We start from the raw sequence: 15,979 nt of genomic DNA, 5'->3' as shown, positions 1-15,979 counted from the left end.
AAATGACTAAATAGCTCGTTTATAAGCTTCGTCCAAGACTTCCGAGAGTGTTGGGTGGGCGTGAACTAGATGTGCGAGGCTTTGGACGGATTGACGGTTTGCGATCGCGGCTGACGCTTCATGAATTAAGTCTGAGGCGTGCAGCCCGAAAATGTGAACGCCTAAGACTTCTCCTGTGTCTTTGCGATATATCACTTTGGCAATACCGTCGGCTTCATTTTCTGCCAACGCTTTGGAATTCCCTTTGAAGTAACTCCGACTTGTGGCGATTTCAAACCCTTCGGTTTGTCCCAATTCCTTCGCTGCGGTTTCTGTTAAACCTACATAGCTAACTTCTGGGTGGGTAAAAGCTGCTGCGGGGATGCTGCGATAGTCTACTATTCTTTCCCTCCCAACTATATTTTCTACCGCGATGATGCCCTGAGCAGAAGCCGCATGTGCTAACATCATCTTCCCATTAGCATCGCCAATTGCCCAGACATTTGGTACTACTTCACCAGCTGATAGCACTGCCATGCGATCGTCAACTGGGATAAAATTCCGCCGATCGAGTTCTATACCCACAGACTCCAAACCAAGATTTTTGGTCGCTGGGATGCGTCCTGTAGCCACCAAACAAGCATCTACTTCGATGACATCTACATCTTCTTTGGTTTTGAAATCTGCTAACTCAATTACCACTGGTGAACCAGGGGTAACTTTTTTGGCGTATATCCCCACTTTGGTTTCAATATCGCGGGGAGTAATCAGGACTCGTTCGGCAAGTTTGGCAATATCGCGGTCAAATCCTGGCATTAACTGATCTAGGGCTTCAATCAAGGTGATTTCACAACCCAAAGCTGAGTAAACATCAGAAAATTCCAAGCCAATGTAACCACTACCAATAATCGCCACCCAATCTGGTAGCGACTCTAACTTCACACCTTGGTCGCTAGTAAAGACAGTTTTGCCGTCTACTTCAATTCCTGGAGGTACAAAAGGAATTGAACCAGGGGAAAGGATGATGTCTTTAGCTGTGATGATTTTTTCGCCACCGTCTCCGGTGACAGCAACTTTTTGCGCCCCAGCGATTTTTCCCCAACCTCTGATAATATCGACTCCTAGACGTTTGAGACTGTTGGTTAAGTCCCCTTGAATTTTCGAGACGAGATTATTAGCATGATTAGCGATCGCTTGGCGATCAAATTCCACGCTACCAATTTGAATTCCCAGCGATTTGAGGTGGTGGGCATTGCGTAACTCCCGCACCCGTCCAGATGCCGCCAGCAGCGCTTTAGAAGGAATACAACCCCGATTAACACAGGTTCCTCCCATATCACCAGCTTCAATAATCGCTGTTTTTAAACCACAACTTACGGCGTGTAAGGCTGCGCCATGCCCGCCTACACCAGCGCCGATAATGACTAAATCGTAATCAAATCCTTGACTCACGTTAGGTTCCCCGTCTGCTTCGCCTATTTATTCTCAACTTGACCGACAATCAGCGCAACCCCTTTAACAGTTATCAGTTATCAGTTGTCAGTTTTATTGCTGGGTTTAAGCCCCCAACACATAGTTTTCAGTGAACACTGGAAACTGCTAACTGATTTAAATCCCCTACCATCTGCCTGATAACTATTTACTGATTTAACGTTCAGGTGTTGCTAACTTCAATTATGATTCACTGACTTCGGGCGAAAAGATGGATGTTTTCAGTAATTATAGTCAAATCTAGATACTTATTTTTTTAAAGGCAATGGGGAATTGGGAATTGGGAATGGGGAATGGGGAATGGGAAATGAGGTTCTGAGGTGGATGAATCAGTCTCTACTTCCCAATGCTCAATGCCCAATCCCCAATCCCCAATCCCCAATAACTTTACAGCGCCATCGCCTAACACCTAAGCTGGATTTAGGATTCATCCAGAGGATTTACACAGGCGATCGCTCGATGTCTATTCCCCAAATTACTGAATTTACTATCCGCCGTCATGCCAACACCAAATCTTTCCAACGCGGCGAGGCATACTATGAGGCTGGTGCTGTTCATACTGTTACCCAACGTGGTCATCTGCTTCAAGCGGAAGTTGCAGGTACTGAAGCAAGACCTTATCATGTCAATTTGAGTTTCGATAGCAGTGGGTTAACCTCAGCAAACTGCACCTGTGCCTACAACTTTGACGGGTGGTGCAAACACATTATCGCCACGATGCTTGTCTGTGTGCGTGATTCAGAAAGTATTGAACAGCGCCCCACCCTAGAACAACTACTCAATCGCCTGGATAATATCCAAACTCAAAGGCTGCTGCAAGAGTTGGTCAATGAATACCCACCACTAATTGATGCGATTGACCGTCATGTAGGTTGGATGACGAATCCTATTGTTGAGCAAACAAGCATAAAACCCTTGCGTCGCCGTACTATTGATCCAGCTCCCATTCGACGGCAAGTCCGGCAAATTATTCGGGATGCTGTGCGCTTTTTTGAGGAAGGGTGTGAAGAAGACCCGATTGCCGAAGAATTGGTGAGTGTGGTGCAAACTGCGGTAGCTTTTAGCGAACGGGGAGAGGGTGAAAATGCGATCGCTATTTTAGAAGCGATTACCTTTACTTGTGTAGAAAATTGGGACGATATTGCAGATTACGGTGCTGAAAATGATGAAATTGTCGGGGAATTAAATGAGGCTTGGTGTGAAGCAATTCTGACTGCTGAACTTACCCCAGAAGAAAAAGTTGATATTCAAATAAATTTGGAGGCTTGGCAAGATGAGTGGAATGCTGATTTTGGCCTAGTTATGGAAGCTTTACGGCAAGGTTGGGATTATCTGCCCCTAGTGCAAGTTCTCCAAGGTAATATTACCGAAAGGGGAGCTTGGGAAGAAGACGTGCCAGACTATGCAGATGATTTGGCACTAATTCGGCTAAAAATTCTCGAACGTCAAGAACGTTACCAAGAATATCTCTATTTAGCAGAAGCAGAAGGACAAACCCAGCACTATCTCACAATGTTAGGGCGTTTGGGCAGAGTAGAAGAAGCAGTTGATGCTGCTCAAACCCAGATGAACTCAATAGAAGAGGCGTTTGCCCTAGCGAAAGCAATCAGCGAACAAGGGGCATTACAGCAAGCACTAGATATAGCCCAGAGTGGGTTAACTTTACCAGGGAATTGTCAGTACGAATTAGGAATTTGGACAAGTGATTTAGCTGTTGAGTTGGGTAATAGCGAAGCTGCTTTATTAGCAATTAAGGCGGCTTTCCAAGTCAAGCCCTCTTTTGTTGACTACGAAAGGATGGCAGGATTAGCTGGGGAAAACTGGGAAACTGTCAAAATAGACCTGCTGAGAATTATTCGTACTTATAGTGGTTGGGGAACAGAATCAGCCAAGGTAGATATATTCTTGCATGAGGGGCTAATTGATGATGCAATTGCGATCGCTAGTGAACTCAGTTCTTATTATTCAGAATTGATTCATCGCGTCATGAATGCCGCTATCCCTCACAATCCTGCTTGGGTGATTGCTAATGCGCGTCGCCGTGCTGAAAAGATTATGGATGGAGGTAAGGCAGAATATTACTACTATGCGGTTGAATGGTTAAAAAAAGTCCGTGCCGCCTACTTGGAATCTGGGAAGAAAGCTGACTGGTTAAGTTATCGGGAAAACTTGATGCAAACCCACGCTCGTAAACGTAAATTGATGGGGATGTTGCAGCAAAGGGATATGGAGTAAAAACTATTATTTTTAAGCTTTCATTTAATGGGTTGTAGAGACGCAAAGTTTTACGTCTCTAGAAAGTTTTGATGACAAATAAACTAATCAAATTGAATGACATGAACCATTAATTCTGATGATTTAGTAGTAAGCACTACCCTGTGGGAACATTGCGCGAACAGTGCTGAAAAATCTAGGAATAAAGTTCCGATCAGCCCTCTTAGCTAATGAGACAAACCACTAAGTCTATTGCTGCGGCTATGTCTTCTTGCTGATGCAGATTGAACACCATCAATGCTTTGAAGTTTGCAATTACCAAATTCTTTAGCTTTTAAATTGAGATTTGCCCAAGATATTAACCTTAGCGGCAAAAGATGAAGTAAGATTCACATCTGAGACAGTTTCCGTATAATTCCATAGTTACGGACAAAAAATAGTGCAGTGCGATGATTAATAAATATCCTCAGAATCTTATAGCGTCCCATTTACCACTGAGTATGCTTGTATTACTCAGCAGCATCTCTTCTAATCCAGTGAAAGCTCAGGCTGTTGATACTACACAATTACCAACTAGTACTTTCATCCTTTCACAACAACAACTCCCACCACCACAAGATTTACAACCATCCGTACCTTCACCAGTTCCCTCACCTGAACTGCCTCAGCCACTTCCCCCACCAGCAGAACTATTTCCCCCCTCTGTCCCAACTCCCACACCTGATGAACCACTACCTGGTAAGTTTCCTCAAACTATTGTTGTTGAACGGTTTGAAGTTATTGGTAGCACAGTTTTCAGTCCCGAAGAGTTAGCCCTCGCCACTGCTGAATTTACCAAACGACCAATCTCGCTGACTGAAGTGTATCAAGCACGTTCTAAAATTACTGATCTATACGTCAGAAATGGTTATATTACCTCTGGTGCATACATCCCACCCCAAACAATCAAATCTGGTGTTGTAAAAATTCAGGTCGTTGAAGGTAAATTAGAAGATATTCAAGTAACTGGAACTCGGCGGTTGAATCCGAATTATGTCCGCAGCCGCCTAGCAATCGCTACATCACCGCCTCTGAATCGGCAGCGTCTACTAGAAGCACTACAACTCTTGCAACTGAATCCTTTGATTCAAAATGTTTCTGCTGAACTCTCCGCAGGATCGCGGACTGGTTCGAGTCTTTTAGAAGTCAAGGTTAGTGAGGCAAAAACCTTTAGTAGCCAGATAGTTCTTGATAATGGGCGATCGCCTAGTGTTGGCAGTTTTCGCCGCCGATTACAATTGAATGAAGCCAACTTATTGGGATTGGGAGACGCTCTAGGTGTCGCTTACACTAATACCGATGGTAGCAACTCCCTTGACGCGAACTATACATTACCACTCAATCCCCGCAATGGCACACTGACTTTCAACTATGGCATCACATCAAGCAATGTGATTGAACCTCCTTTCAACGTTTTAGATATCCACTCAGATTCTCGCTATTACGAACTGACATTCCGCCAGCCCATAGTTCAAACTCCGACACAAGAATTCGCCCTTGGGTTGACAGCCTCCCGACGGGAAAGTGATATTTCGTCTTTGCTACAGAGAGAAGGCCTTCCCGGCTCTGTACTTTCACCTGGAGCTGATGAACAGGGACACACTAAGGTGTCTGCATTCCGATTTTTTCAAGAATGGACGAGTCGTAACAGCCGTGAAGTCATCGCCCTCCGCTCTCAATTTAGTTTGGGTATAGATATTTTAAGTCCCACGATTAATCAAAATGCTCCCGATAGCCGTTTTTTTGCTTGGCAAGGGCAAGCGCAGTGGGTACGCCTTTTAGCTCCTGAAACCTTAATGTTATTTCGTTTAAATACGCAACTTGCATCTAGAACACTTCTGCCTTTAGAGCAATTTGGCTTAGGTGGACAAGATAGTATTCGCGGCTATCGTCAAGATTACCTGTTAACGGATAATGGCACTTTTGTCTCTGCGGAAGTTCAAGTACCAATTCTGCGCTTACCCAAGATAGATAGCACGTTACAGGTTGTTCCCTTTGTGGATTTTGGTGTTGGCTGGAATAGTTCAGGTAGAGAGAATCCTAACCCTAATACTTTAGCTGCTGTTGGTCTGGGGTTGCGTTGGTCACAGGGCGATCGCTTTACTGTTCGTCTTGATTGGGGCGTTCCTTTAATATCAGTTGAATCAAATGAGAGAACATTACAAGAAAACGGTCTGTATTTTAGTTTACTGTATAATCCTTTTTAAAATTTAGGTGTTAGAAACAGTTTATTCTCTTACCTCATCTACAATAGGCTTCTCTAACGAGATGCTATTTCGACCTAGGAGTACATTAACGGGGGGTTCCCGCCATTAAAAACTAAAAATCAGACGGTTATTTATATAATTCGGAGTTTCTCTACCACTCAGAATAAAAACCCGTAAATATACTATATATTCTATTCAGTGTTTGATTTTATTCTGGGTATCCTAAGAAAGACAAGGTTGGGCTGAATAGACGAAGGGACAAAGCTGATAACTTATCTCTGGGACTTCCAGCTAAAAATTTTTCAACCAATGATCGTGGTTGTAGGGTGTGTTATCGCGATAAGGTAACGCAACTGTTATCTGTAGGTGGTGACAAATTTTATGAAGCAAGTTTTGCTAGAAGTTAAGACTTTCAGATCGCATTTCTGGGAGTTGTATTTTTCAGATTAAGACAAAAATATATGAGAATTTGAGGAACAGTCATGTTAGGAAATGAGCGGGAAAAAATACGCCATCTGTTGGTCATCAAAGACCTGCAAGGGCGGAGAACTGTCCCCCTGCGAGAGACTACTTATTCTCTGGGCCGGCATCCTGCAAACACCATTGTCTTGGTTTCCCGGTCAGTATCAATGCAACACGCAATTTTGTTGCGAGTAACTGTTCCAGAGACTGACCAATATGGCTTCCAAATTATTGATGGCAACTTCAAGGGTAAAGGAAGTACTAATGGTTTATTTATAAATGGTACTAAAGCCTTTTCTCATAATCTTAGAAATGGAGATACCATTGACTTTGGCAGTCATCAAGCTCAGGCTAAATATTATGCTATTTCCAACATTTCAGAAGAAGTATTTTCTGAATCTTTTGATGTTGAAGACTTATCTGGCTTCCTATCAGAGCAAGCCAGTCCTGCAAATCCTTTTCAAACCCTAGCTATCGATCCCAGCTTGGAAGCAGCTAGTGAGTCTGCCTTAGCTCGTCTAGCATCTTTCCCTGAACTCATCCCCAATCCAATTGTTGAGATGGATTTTGAGGGAATAGTTACTTATATCAATCCTGCTGCTACTCTCAAGTTTCCCAAACTTAGGGAACTTGGCACAGAACACCCAATATTAGCAGGACTCCTGAGTACGGTTAAAAATTTAGAAAAAAATTCTTTTGTGCGGGAGGTGGAAGTAGATACAGAAGTTTTTGAACAATCTGTTCTCTACCTTCCTCAAAGTGATTTAATTAGAACTTTTATTATTAGGGATATTACAGAGCAAAAACAAGCTACAGCCGAATTGCGTCAGCGCGATCGCTTGCTGCAAGCAGTTGCAGAAGCCGCTAATTATTTGCTGGGGGAAATGAATTACGAAACTGGTATTGAGCAAGCTTTAGCTATACTGGGCGAAGCTGCCAAAGCAGACCGTGCTTATCTTTTTCAGAATCATCCCCATCCTGCTACAGGGGAAATAGCAGTCAGTTTGCGGTTTGAATGGACGCAATCTTTAATTGAATCTACCCACCACCATTGGCAGAATCAGGTTTATCAAGGTTCTGGATTAGCCCGTTGGTATACTGTTCTTTGTAGCGGCCAGTCAATTAGCGGACTCACCCAAAAATTTCCGATCGCCGAACAAGAATTCCTCATTAGAGATGGCATTCAATCCCTTCTTTTGGTGCCTCTCCGCTTGGAAAATGAGTGCTGGGGCTATCTTGGCTTGGCAGACTGTACCTTTGAGCGTCATTGGTCAAAGCACGAAGAATCTACACTTTTGACAATGGCCGCTAGTATTATTGGTGCCCGGCAACGTCAGCAAGTAGAAGAAAAGATCCGCTATCAAGCCCTCCATGACATGCTGACAGGGTTGCCCAATCGCCTACTATTTAACGAACTGCTGAGTAAAACTCTGCCCAATGCCACTCGGAATGACGAAAGTTTAGCTGTGATCTTCCTCGACCTGGATCGCTTCAAGGTAATTAATGACACTCTGGGGCATACTTTGGGAGACCAATTGTTAAAAAACGTCGCTCAAAGATTACAAAATTTACTCAGAGGGGGAGACACTATAGCCCGTTGGGGAGGCGATGAGTTTACTATCTTACTCCCACGAGTCACTGATATTGAAGAAGTAACGCAAGTGGCGTACAGAATTTTACAAACCTTAGAAGATCCTTTTTATCTCCAAGGGCATGAACTTTATGTGACTGCCAGCCTCGGTATTGCGTTGCTTGATAACAACAGTCCTGATGCCGAAACACTAATCCAGCACGCAGATGCCGCTTTATACTACGCCAAAGACAAAGGGCGGAATAACTATCAATTTTATAGTGTTTCTCTGAGCGCCAAGAATCCTGAACTTCTGACTTTAGAAAAGAGTTTGCGCTATGCCCTAGAACGTGAAGAATTTACGGTGTTCTATCAACCTCGTGTAAACATTGGCACAGGAGAAATTACTGGTATGGAGGCTCTGTTGCGTTGGCAGCACCCAGAAATGGGATTGGTTGCACCCAGTGTCTTCATTCCCCTCGCCGAAGAAAGCGGATTAATTATCGCCATCGGCGAATGGGTGCTACGGACAGCCTGTATGCAAAATAAAACCTGGCAAGATTCAGGATTGCCACCTATAACTATGGCTGTCAATCTTTCTCTGAAGCAGTTCCGCCAACCCAAATTGGTGGAGATTATAACCAGAGTTTTAGAGCAAACGGGTCTAGATGCCCACTTTTTAGAATTAGAAATTATGGAAACCACAGCCATTGAGGACTTGGGTTTTACCAGAACGGTGTTAGAGGAGCTAAAGCAGATGGGTGTTAACATCTCCATTGATGACTTTGGTACGGGTCACTCCTCGCTCTCGCGCCTACAGCTTTTGCCACTCCACAATCTCAAAATAGATCAGTCTTTCATGAGAGATTTGAAACCGGATTCAAAAGTATCTCATATTATCCAGGCCATAGTTACCTTGGGACACAGCTTGGGATTGAAGTTGACAGCCGAAGGGGTGGAAACAGCAGAGCAATTGGAGTTCTTGAAATCTATCAACTGTGAGGAGGTACAGGGCTATTTCTTCTACCGGCCACTTCCTGAACAGAAAGCAACAGAAATCCTCGAAAGTAAACGACCAATCATCTAATACAAGAAAAAACTGTTTGTACCAGTAACGATACAATAGCATTCATCATAATTCGTAATTACTAATTGAATAGGGGTTGATACCTCCGTTCCCATACACAGCTTGTTTTGTGTCGGGGTTAAAATTCGGTCACACGACATAACTACGAATTACGAATTACGAATTGTTTATTGTCCTACTGCCGACTTTTTTCGTCCTATGCTGCCAGTCATCTATTCCGACGAATTTTTAGATCACAAGACTGGAAAATACCATCCCGAAAAACCAGAACGTTTAACTGCGATCGCTAATGCCCTAAAAGCAGCTACATTCACAGATAAAATTGACTGGCGATCGCCCACACCAGTATCAGAACAGTCATCACTGATGTCTATGTTGGTTAAAGCTCATAGCCCAGCCTACATCAAAAAACTTTGGCAAATCGCTTCTAGTGGCGGCGGCCCTTTGGATGGAGATACACCAGTTTCCCCACGCAGTTATGATGTGGCATTGTTGGCAGTTAGTGCATGGCTGGATGGTGTTGAAGCTGTGTTAAGGTCGGCTAATCCAGCTTTTGTATTAGCACGTCCCCCAGGACATCATGCAGAAAGCGATGCTGGGATGGGCTTTTGCCTATTTTCTAATGCTGCGATCGCCGCTTTATTTGCCCTCGAACAACCCGGAATTAACCGCGTCGCCATTCTCGATTGGGATGTGCATCACGGTAATGGTACTCAGGCGATCGTTGAAACTGAAGCACGTATCGCCTACTGTTCCCTACATCAATATCCATGTTATCCCGGTACTGGGAGAGCCACAGAACGCGGCTTTCATAATAATGTATTAAATTTACCAGTACCTCCTGGTAGTGATATTGCAGTGTATCAGCCACTATTTGAAAGGCAAGTCATACCGTTTTTAGAGAATTTTAAAGCGGATTTACTGATTGTGAGTGCTGGTTATGATGGCAATGCCGCCGATCCTCTAGCAAGTATCAATTTGCAGCCAGAAGACTATGCTTTATTTACTAATTATTGTCTAGGGCTAACTCGTAAAATTCTGTTTGGCTTAGAAGGTGGTTACGATTTTGATACTCTTTCTCAATCAGTTGTAGCGACGATTGAATCCTGTTTACTTTAACTTTCCTTGTTTCCCTCATTACCGAACAAAAGTTCACAAAAGTCAAGCAGGCAAAGGTTTCTTGAACTGAAGAGTTGAAGACAAGTCTCTCCCCCTTTTCTTCCTTTCAAGGATAGGTTTTTTAGTATGTCGAAAATAATTGAGAAAATTCTCAACTATTTAACGTAGTTTGGTCGTTTCAGGATTTAAACATCGGTTGAAATAGTTAAAAAATGACCAAATACAAAATACCAGCCTTTTTAAGCCCTTTTCTGCCTTGTTTCTTCTTCATGCCCCATACTTAATGCACTATTTTGTCAAGTTCATCAAATCTTCAGAAATAAAAATTTTGAATGGGGTTCTGAAAGAGCTAAAGTTTTGTTAAGATGCAATTGCTAGCAGTTTCTCAGCGAAATACACCTATCAGGGTGTGGAGAAATAAAAAGTACTAGCAGCACAAATTTTCAAAGGTGAAGCAATGACCACCTATATTTTTTTCGGTGAAGCCTTACGGATGTTGACTAATGCCTATTTGATATCAGCAGTACTGTTAATAGCAGCTTCTGGTATAGGTTTAGCGGTAATTGAAACAATAGAAAAGGCAGGAGAACGCTAAATTTACAGATGGCAATTGTAGTTCTTGCTAAAAACCATTGGGTGCAAGTGTTCGCCGTGGATAAATCTTGGGAATACTAAAGCATGAAAGTCTCACAGCGTTACAGTCTTACCTGTAAATCTACCAAACATACAGGTAACTGTAGCGCTATTGAGACTCTAGCCAAGGAGTTACTACAGATGAGTCTATTCAACGCTGTGTTGGGTACAGAAAACCAAACCCAAGCAGCACTCAATTCAGCGGAAGCTTTTGCTGTTATTGTCTTGGCGGCAACAGCTTCAGACGGTTATCTTTCTGTTGAGCAAGCAAATTCTATCACTTTTGTGCTGTCTCGGATGAAACTTTTTACAGGTTATCGTCATGAGATGATGAATAGGCTGTTTGACCAAATATTGGGCATTCTCAAGGAGGATGGTTTTAACGCTTTATTTGATGCAGCAAAGGATTCTCTATCTCAAGACTTGCGGGAAGCAGCCTTTGCAGTAGCCACTGATTTAGTCTTAGCTGAAGGTGTTGTAGCTGAAGAAGAAAAAAGCTTCTTAAACGATCTATATCAAGCTTTAGGCGTTTCTCGTGAGATAGCACTACAAATCATGCAAGTAATCTTAATTAAAAACCGTGGATAGGAAAATAAAGCATCTGCTTAATTAAACTATATAAATAGCTTCTAAAAAAGGCGTGCCAAAGGACTTAAGCTTCTTTGGCACTATTTTTGGTGTTATTTTAAATTTGCGACTTTTTCGAGAAGTCGCAAATCTTGTTGTTCAATGCAGTATTGTGTCATAATTCGATTTTATAATTTTGAACTTTAAATTGTAAATTACTTATGCGTTGTTCTGCCACCCTATCCCAACTGGTTGAAGTTCTTTTGGCCAGTCCGATAAACTTATCTGAAACTGCTTTAACACAAGTAAGTTGCGGTATACAAACAGATAGCCGTACCCTGAAGCTGGGTGAAGTATTTGTCGCTTTGCGAGGCGATAAATTTGATGGACATAAATTTGTGCCAACTGCGATCGCAAAGGGTGCAATAGCTGCAATTGTAGATTTTGAATACGAAAATCCCGGTTTTCCGGTGTTACGGGTAAAAGATACCTTAAAGGCATATCAACAAATTGGCAGATGGTGGCGCGATCAATTTAATATTCCTGTAATTGGCGTAACAGGTTCTGTGGGTAAAACAACAACCAAAGAATTGATCGCCGCAGTTTTAGGAACAAAGGGGCGAGTTCACAAAACTTATGGAAATTACAACAATGAAATTGGTGTTCCGAAAACTCTCCTAGAACTTGGCGCAGAAAATGACTACGCTGTGATTGAAATGGCAATGCGGGGTAGGGGACAAATTGCCGAACTCACACAAATAGCGCGTCCAACAATTGGAGTAATTACCAATGTTGGAACGGCACATATTGAATTACTGGGTTCCGAAGAAGCGATCGCTGAGGCAAAATGTGAGTTGTTAGCTGAAATGGCTGCTGATAGTGTGGCAATTCTCAACCACGACAATCCTTTATTAATGGCTACTGCTGCGAAAGTTTGGCAAGGGGAAGTTTTAACTTACGGCTTTTCTGGTGGAGATATCCAAGGGCAGTTAATTGATAACGACCAGGTGGAAGTTGCAGGAATCCAACTACCTCTACCGCTACCTGGCCGTCACAATGCGACTAATTTCTTGGCAGCTTTAGCAGTGGCAAAGGTGTTGGGGATTGATTGGGCAAGCCTTAAAGCAGGTGTAGAGGTGGATATGCCCACAGGACGATCGCAGCGATTTACCTTACCCAATGATGTGATAATCTTAGATGAAACTTATAATGCTGCACCAGAAGCGATGATTGCATCTTTGCAGTTATTAGCAGACACACCCGGAAAGCGTAAGATTGCTGTATTGGGTGCAATGAAAGAATTAGGAGAGCGATCGCAGCAGTTGCACCAGCGAGTGGGAGAAACAGTCCGAAAGTTGAATTTAGACGGCTTGTTGGTTTTGGTAGATGGAGAAGATGCCGAAGCGATGGCTCAAAGTGCTGAAGGTATCCCATCGGAATGCTTTGCAACTCATGCCGAGTTAGTGGCTAGGTTGAAGACATTTGTGCAAACAGGCGATCGTTTATTGTTCAAAGCCGCCCATTCCGTGGGATTAGATCGGGTTGTCAATCAGTTACGTGCAGAATTTACCCAATGAATCTACCGCTAGAAACCCAACGTCTCAAACTACGAGACTTTGTAGAATCAGATTGGCTAGCGGTTCATCAATACGCTAGCGATCGCGAAGTTGTGCGTTATTTGACTTTTGGCCCTAATAGCGAAGAAGATACCAAAAACTTTTTGCAAAGAGAGATTTCATTACAAGGAGAAGAACACCGTCAACATTTTGCCTTAGCAGTGACTTTAAAAACCCAACAGCAATTAATTGGTATCTGTCGCATATCCGTTAAGGATATTGATAATAAAACAGGCTCTATTGGATACTGTTTTACTAATAAATTTTGGGGAAAAGGATATGCAACAGAAGCTGTAAAAGCAGTTGTGTCATTTGGTTTTCAGGAGTTAGGCTTACATCGCATCTTTGCGACTTGTCATCCAGAAAACATTGCTTCAGCACGAGTTATGCAAAAAATTGGAATGCAGCAAGAAGGATATTTGCGAGAACACCATTGGATTAAGGGAGAATGGCGAGACTCTTGGCTATATGCCATCCTTGAGCATGAATGGAGAAATCTAGATTTCAGACGTTGTTGGAAAGGCTAGGGCTGTTACTATAACGTCTTTGATAAAGAATTGCTCCCAAATTAGTCACCAAACACGTGATTGCTAGCCACAACAAGATATAAGTAGGAGCCATCACCACGCCAATCATGAACCAAGTATATACGTGCAGGATCATTACAGAAGCGAAAAAGCTAGCAATTCCAGCAGATTGCCATATTTGATGTGATGGGCGACGTAAGGCTACCAGAGCCATTGTTAAAATTGTGACAAGCAAGTTTGCTGGAACGAGAAACGCACAAATACTTATGCAGTTACCACGAGAGAACTCTACTAAGGTGTTAAAATCGAGCATTAATGTTGTTGGGATAGATGTTAGCTTTTTAAGAACTTAATTTATTTTAAAATAACTAAATTTACATTAACAGGTGAGTGAGTAATCACATTGCAAACATAACATAAATTAAAATATTGAGTTGCGTTTTGATACTACTCAATAGTTAGTTAATTATAAAGATTTTAGATAAGTAGGGTGGAAAACACCCACCCTAGCTGAATTAACCGGGTAAAATCACGGTATCGATAACGTGTACCACGCCATTATCAGCTTCGATATCTGCTGCTAAAACTGTGGCATTTTTAACTTCAAAACCATCTAAAGAATGAATTTTAATCGGTGAACCTTCCACAGAATTAACCGTGCCGAGTTCTGCCAAATCAGCCTTTAGCAGCTTTCCTGGAACGACATGATACTTTAAAATCCGCGTTAGCTGGGGAATATTCTGTAACAGAGTTTGGATAGTTCCCGGCGGTAATTTGGCAAAAGCATCGTCATTTGGTGCAAAGACAGTGAACGGGCCAGGACTTTTTAATGTTTCTACTAAACCAGCAGCTTGTACAGCCGCCACTAGTGTTTTGAAAGACTCAGCCGTAACAGCAATATCAACAATATCAGCCATATACCTACCTAAATTTTTGCAAAAGATTTTAAAGGATAATAAACCTATTTGAATTTTTATTAAATAGGGGTGGGGGAGAAGAGGTAGGGGAGCAGGGAGCAGAGGGAAGGGAGCAGGGGGAGCAGGGGGAGAAAAATTAATAACCCAATTTCCAATGCCCAATTCCCAATTCCCAATTCCCATTAATTCTGATTAGCTTTCCAGGTTGCTAGATCGGTTAAAGAGCGATCGCGGTAACGTCCGTAACGCTCTTGTTTACTTTTGATTTTCGCACCCAATTCGGGAAAAATCCCAAAGTTGGGCGGCATTGGTTGGAAATGCTTCGGCGAAGCGGAACTAATAAATTCCAATAACGCACCCATCATTGTTGTTGGTGGCAAAACTAAAGCTTCTTTACCCAAAGCTAGCCGCGCGGCATTAATTCCCGCCAAGCAGCCACCCGCAGCCGCAGCAGTGTAGCCTTCAGTACCAATCAACTGTCCAGCAGCTAACAACGTTGGACGTTCTTTAAATTGCAGAGTTGGATGCATTAACTGAGGGGCATTAATAAAAGTGTTGCGGTGCATAACTCCCAAGCGCACAAACTCCGCCTTTTCCAAACTGGGAATTAGCTGAAATATCCGCTTTTGCTCACCCCAACGCAGATTAGTTTGGAATCCTACCATATTCCACAGTTGACCGGCTTTGTCTTCTTGTCGCAACTGCACCACAGCATAAGGACGTTCCCCAGTGCGAGTATCTGATAATCCTACTGGCTTTAGGGGGCCGTAGCGCATGGTATCTTCGCCACGCTGTGCTAGTTCTTCAATGGGTAAACAAGCTTCAAAAAATTTCGCTGTTTCCCGTTCAAAACCTTTGAGTTCTGTTTGTTCCGCTTTGCAAAGTTCTTCTCGAAAGTGCAAATACTGCTCTTTATTCATTGGGCAGTTGAGATAAGCGGCTTCACCTTTGTCATAACGTGATGCCATAAAAGCAACGTCACGGTTAATCGATTCTCCCACAATAATCGGACTAGCGGCATCGAAAAAGCTGAGGTATTCCATCCCCGTAAAGCGCTGCAAATCTTCGGCTAAATCGGGACTCGTTAAAGGCCCGGTTGCCAAAACCACAATCCCTTCAGGAATCGCAGACACTTCACCCCGGCGAAATTCGATTAAAGGATGGCTGGCTAAAGTTTGAGTCAAGTCTTGGCCAAATTGTCCTCTGTCTACCGCTAGCGCCCCTCCCGCAGGGACGGCGTGTTCATCAGCTTTGGAGATGACAATAGAACCCAGTTGGCGTAATTCTTCGTGCAATAATCCCGCCGCGCGATCGCTAGCCATTGCCCCAAAGGAATTACTACAGACTAATTCTGCCAAATGTTCTGTATGATGAGCAGGGCTAAAGCGTTTTGGACGCATTTCATGGAGAATTACCGGTACTCCAGCTTGGGCTATTTGCCACGCTGCTTCTGTCCCAGCTAGTCCACCTCCAATTACTTGTATCGGTTGTTGTTCCATAGTTAAATTTTTAATTCCTGTATTATAAGTATCTATCAGCATCACAGAAGTA

Annotated in this window: 12 protein-coding genes; 8 read left to right on the top strand and 4 right to left on the bottom strand. The window is 43.0% G+C overall.

The window, feature by feature from the left end; all coding sequences use genetic code 11:
* Window positions 1-6 precede the first annotated feature (6 nt).
* Window positions 7-1,431, bottom strand: coding sequence for a dihydrolipoyl dehydrogenase (gene lpdA, locus IQ274_RS04935; protein WP_163929086.1), 1,425 nt, complete (start codon window positions 1,429-1,431; stop codon window positions 7-9).
* Window positions 1,432-1,929: 498 nt separating this feature from the next.
* Here lpdA and IQ274_RS04930 point away from each other — a divergent pair, with 498 nt between their 5' ends.
* The 8 genes from IQ274_RS04930 (at window position 1,930) to IQ274_RS04895 (ending at window position 13,511) form a co-directional block, all read left to right on the top strand.
* The gene (locus tag IQ274_RS04930; RefSeq protein WP_194141762.1) at window positions 1,930-3,705 is read left to right on the top strand and encodes an SWIM zinc finger family protein; all 1,776 of its coding nucleotides are present in this window, start codon (window positions 1,930-1,932) and stop codon (window positions 3,703-3,705) included.
* Between the two features lie 428 nt (window positions 3,706-4,133).
* A complete protein-coding gene (locus IQ274_RS04925) occupies window positions 4,134-5,930 on the top strand; it encodes a ShlB/FhaC/HecB family hemolysin secretion/activation protein (RefSeq protein ID WP_194141604.1) in 1,797 nt (598 codons plus the stop codon).
* 482 nt (window positions 5,931-6,412) lie between these two features.
* The gene (locus IQ274_RS04920) at window positions 6,413-9,049 is read left to right on the top strand and encodes an EAL domain-containing protein (RefSeq protein ID WP_194141603.1); all 2,637 of its coding nucleotides are present in this window, start codon (window positions 6,413-6,415) and stop codon (window positions 9,047-9,049) included.
* 198 nt (window positions 9,050-9,247) lie between these two features.
* Window positions 9,248-10,168: a histone deacetylase family protein gene (locus IQ274_RS04915; protein WP_194141602.1), complete on the top strand. Its 921-nt coding sequence runs from the start codon at window positions 9,248-9,250 to the stop codon at window positions 10,166-10,168.
* 457 nt (window positions 10,169-10,625) lie between these two features.
* Window positions 10,626-10,763: a hypothetical protein gene (locus tag IQ274_RS04910; RefSeq protein WP_041566338.1), complete on the top strand. Its 138-nt coding sequence runs from the start codon at window positions 10,626-10,628 to the stop codon at window positions 10,761-10,763.
* Window positions 10,764-10,942: 179 nt separating this feature from the next.
* Window positions 10,943-11,389: a tellurite resistance TerB family protein gene (locus IQ274_RS04905; protein WP_163929099.1), complete on the top strand. Its 447-nt coding sequence runs from the start codon at window positions 10,943-10,945 to the stop codon at window positions 11,387-11,389.
* A gap of 200 nt (window positions 11,390-11,589) precedes the next feature.
* On the top strand, window positions 11,590-12,945 hold the full coding sequence (locus IQ274_RS04900; RefSeq protein ID WP_194141601.1) for a UDP-N-acetylmuramoyl-tripeptide--D-alanyl-D-alanine ligase: 1,356 nt from the start codon (window positions 11,590-11,592) through the stop codon (window positions 12,943-12,945).
* A complete protein-coding gene (locus tag IQ274_RS04895; protein ID WP_194141600.1) occupies window positions 12,942-13,511 on the top strand; it encodes a GNAT family N-acetyltransferase in 570 nt (189 codons plus the stop codon). The genes IQ274_RS04900 and IQ274_RS04895 overlap by 4 nt, the downstream gene beginning before the upstream one ends.
* Here the strand turns inward: IQ274_RS04895 and IQ274_RS04890 are convergent.
* The 3 genes from IQ274_RS04890 to trmFO form a co-directional block, all read right to left on the bottom strand.
* Window positions 13,489-13,824 carry a hypothetical protein gene (locus tag IQ274_RS04890; protein WP_163929093.1) on the bottom strand — a complete coding sequence of 112 codons (336 nt, stop codon included), beginning with the start codon at window positions 13,822-13,824 and terminating at the stop codon, window positions 13,489-13,491. The two genes, IQ274_RS04895 and IQ274_RS04890, sit on opposite strands and share 23 nt — an antisense overlap.
* 202 nt (window positions 13,825-14,026) lie before the next feature.
* Window positions 14,027-14,428: a fasciclin domain-containing protein gene (locus tag IQ274_RS04885; protein ID WP_012410532.1), complete on the bottom strand. Its 402-nt coding sequence runs from the start codon at window positions 14,426-14,428 to the stop codon at window positions 14,027-14,029.
* Window positions 14,429-14,610: 182 nt separating this feature from the next.
* On the bottom strand, window positions 14,611-15,927 hold the full coding sequence (gene trmFO, locus IQ274_RS04880; RefSeq protein WP_163937021.1) for an FADH(2)-oxidizing methylenetetrahydrofolate--tRNA-(uracil(54)-C(5))-methyltransferase TrmFO: 1,317 nt from the start codon (window positions 15,925-15,927) through the stop codon (window positions 14,611-14,613).
* Window positions 15,928-15,979: the final 52 nt, after the last annotated feature.

It is taken from the genome of Nostoc sp. LEGE 12447 (genome assembly GCF_015206985.1).
GTDB lineage: Bacteria > Cyanobacteriota > Cyanobacteriia > Cyanobacteriales > Nostocaceae > Nostoc.
The sequence above is the reverse complement of the archived record's forward strand: the minus strand, read 5'-3'. Positions and strand labels throughout refer to the sequence as shown.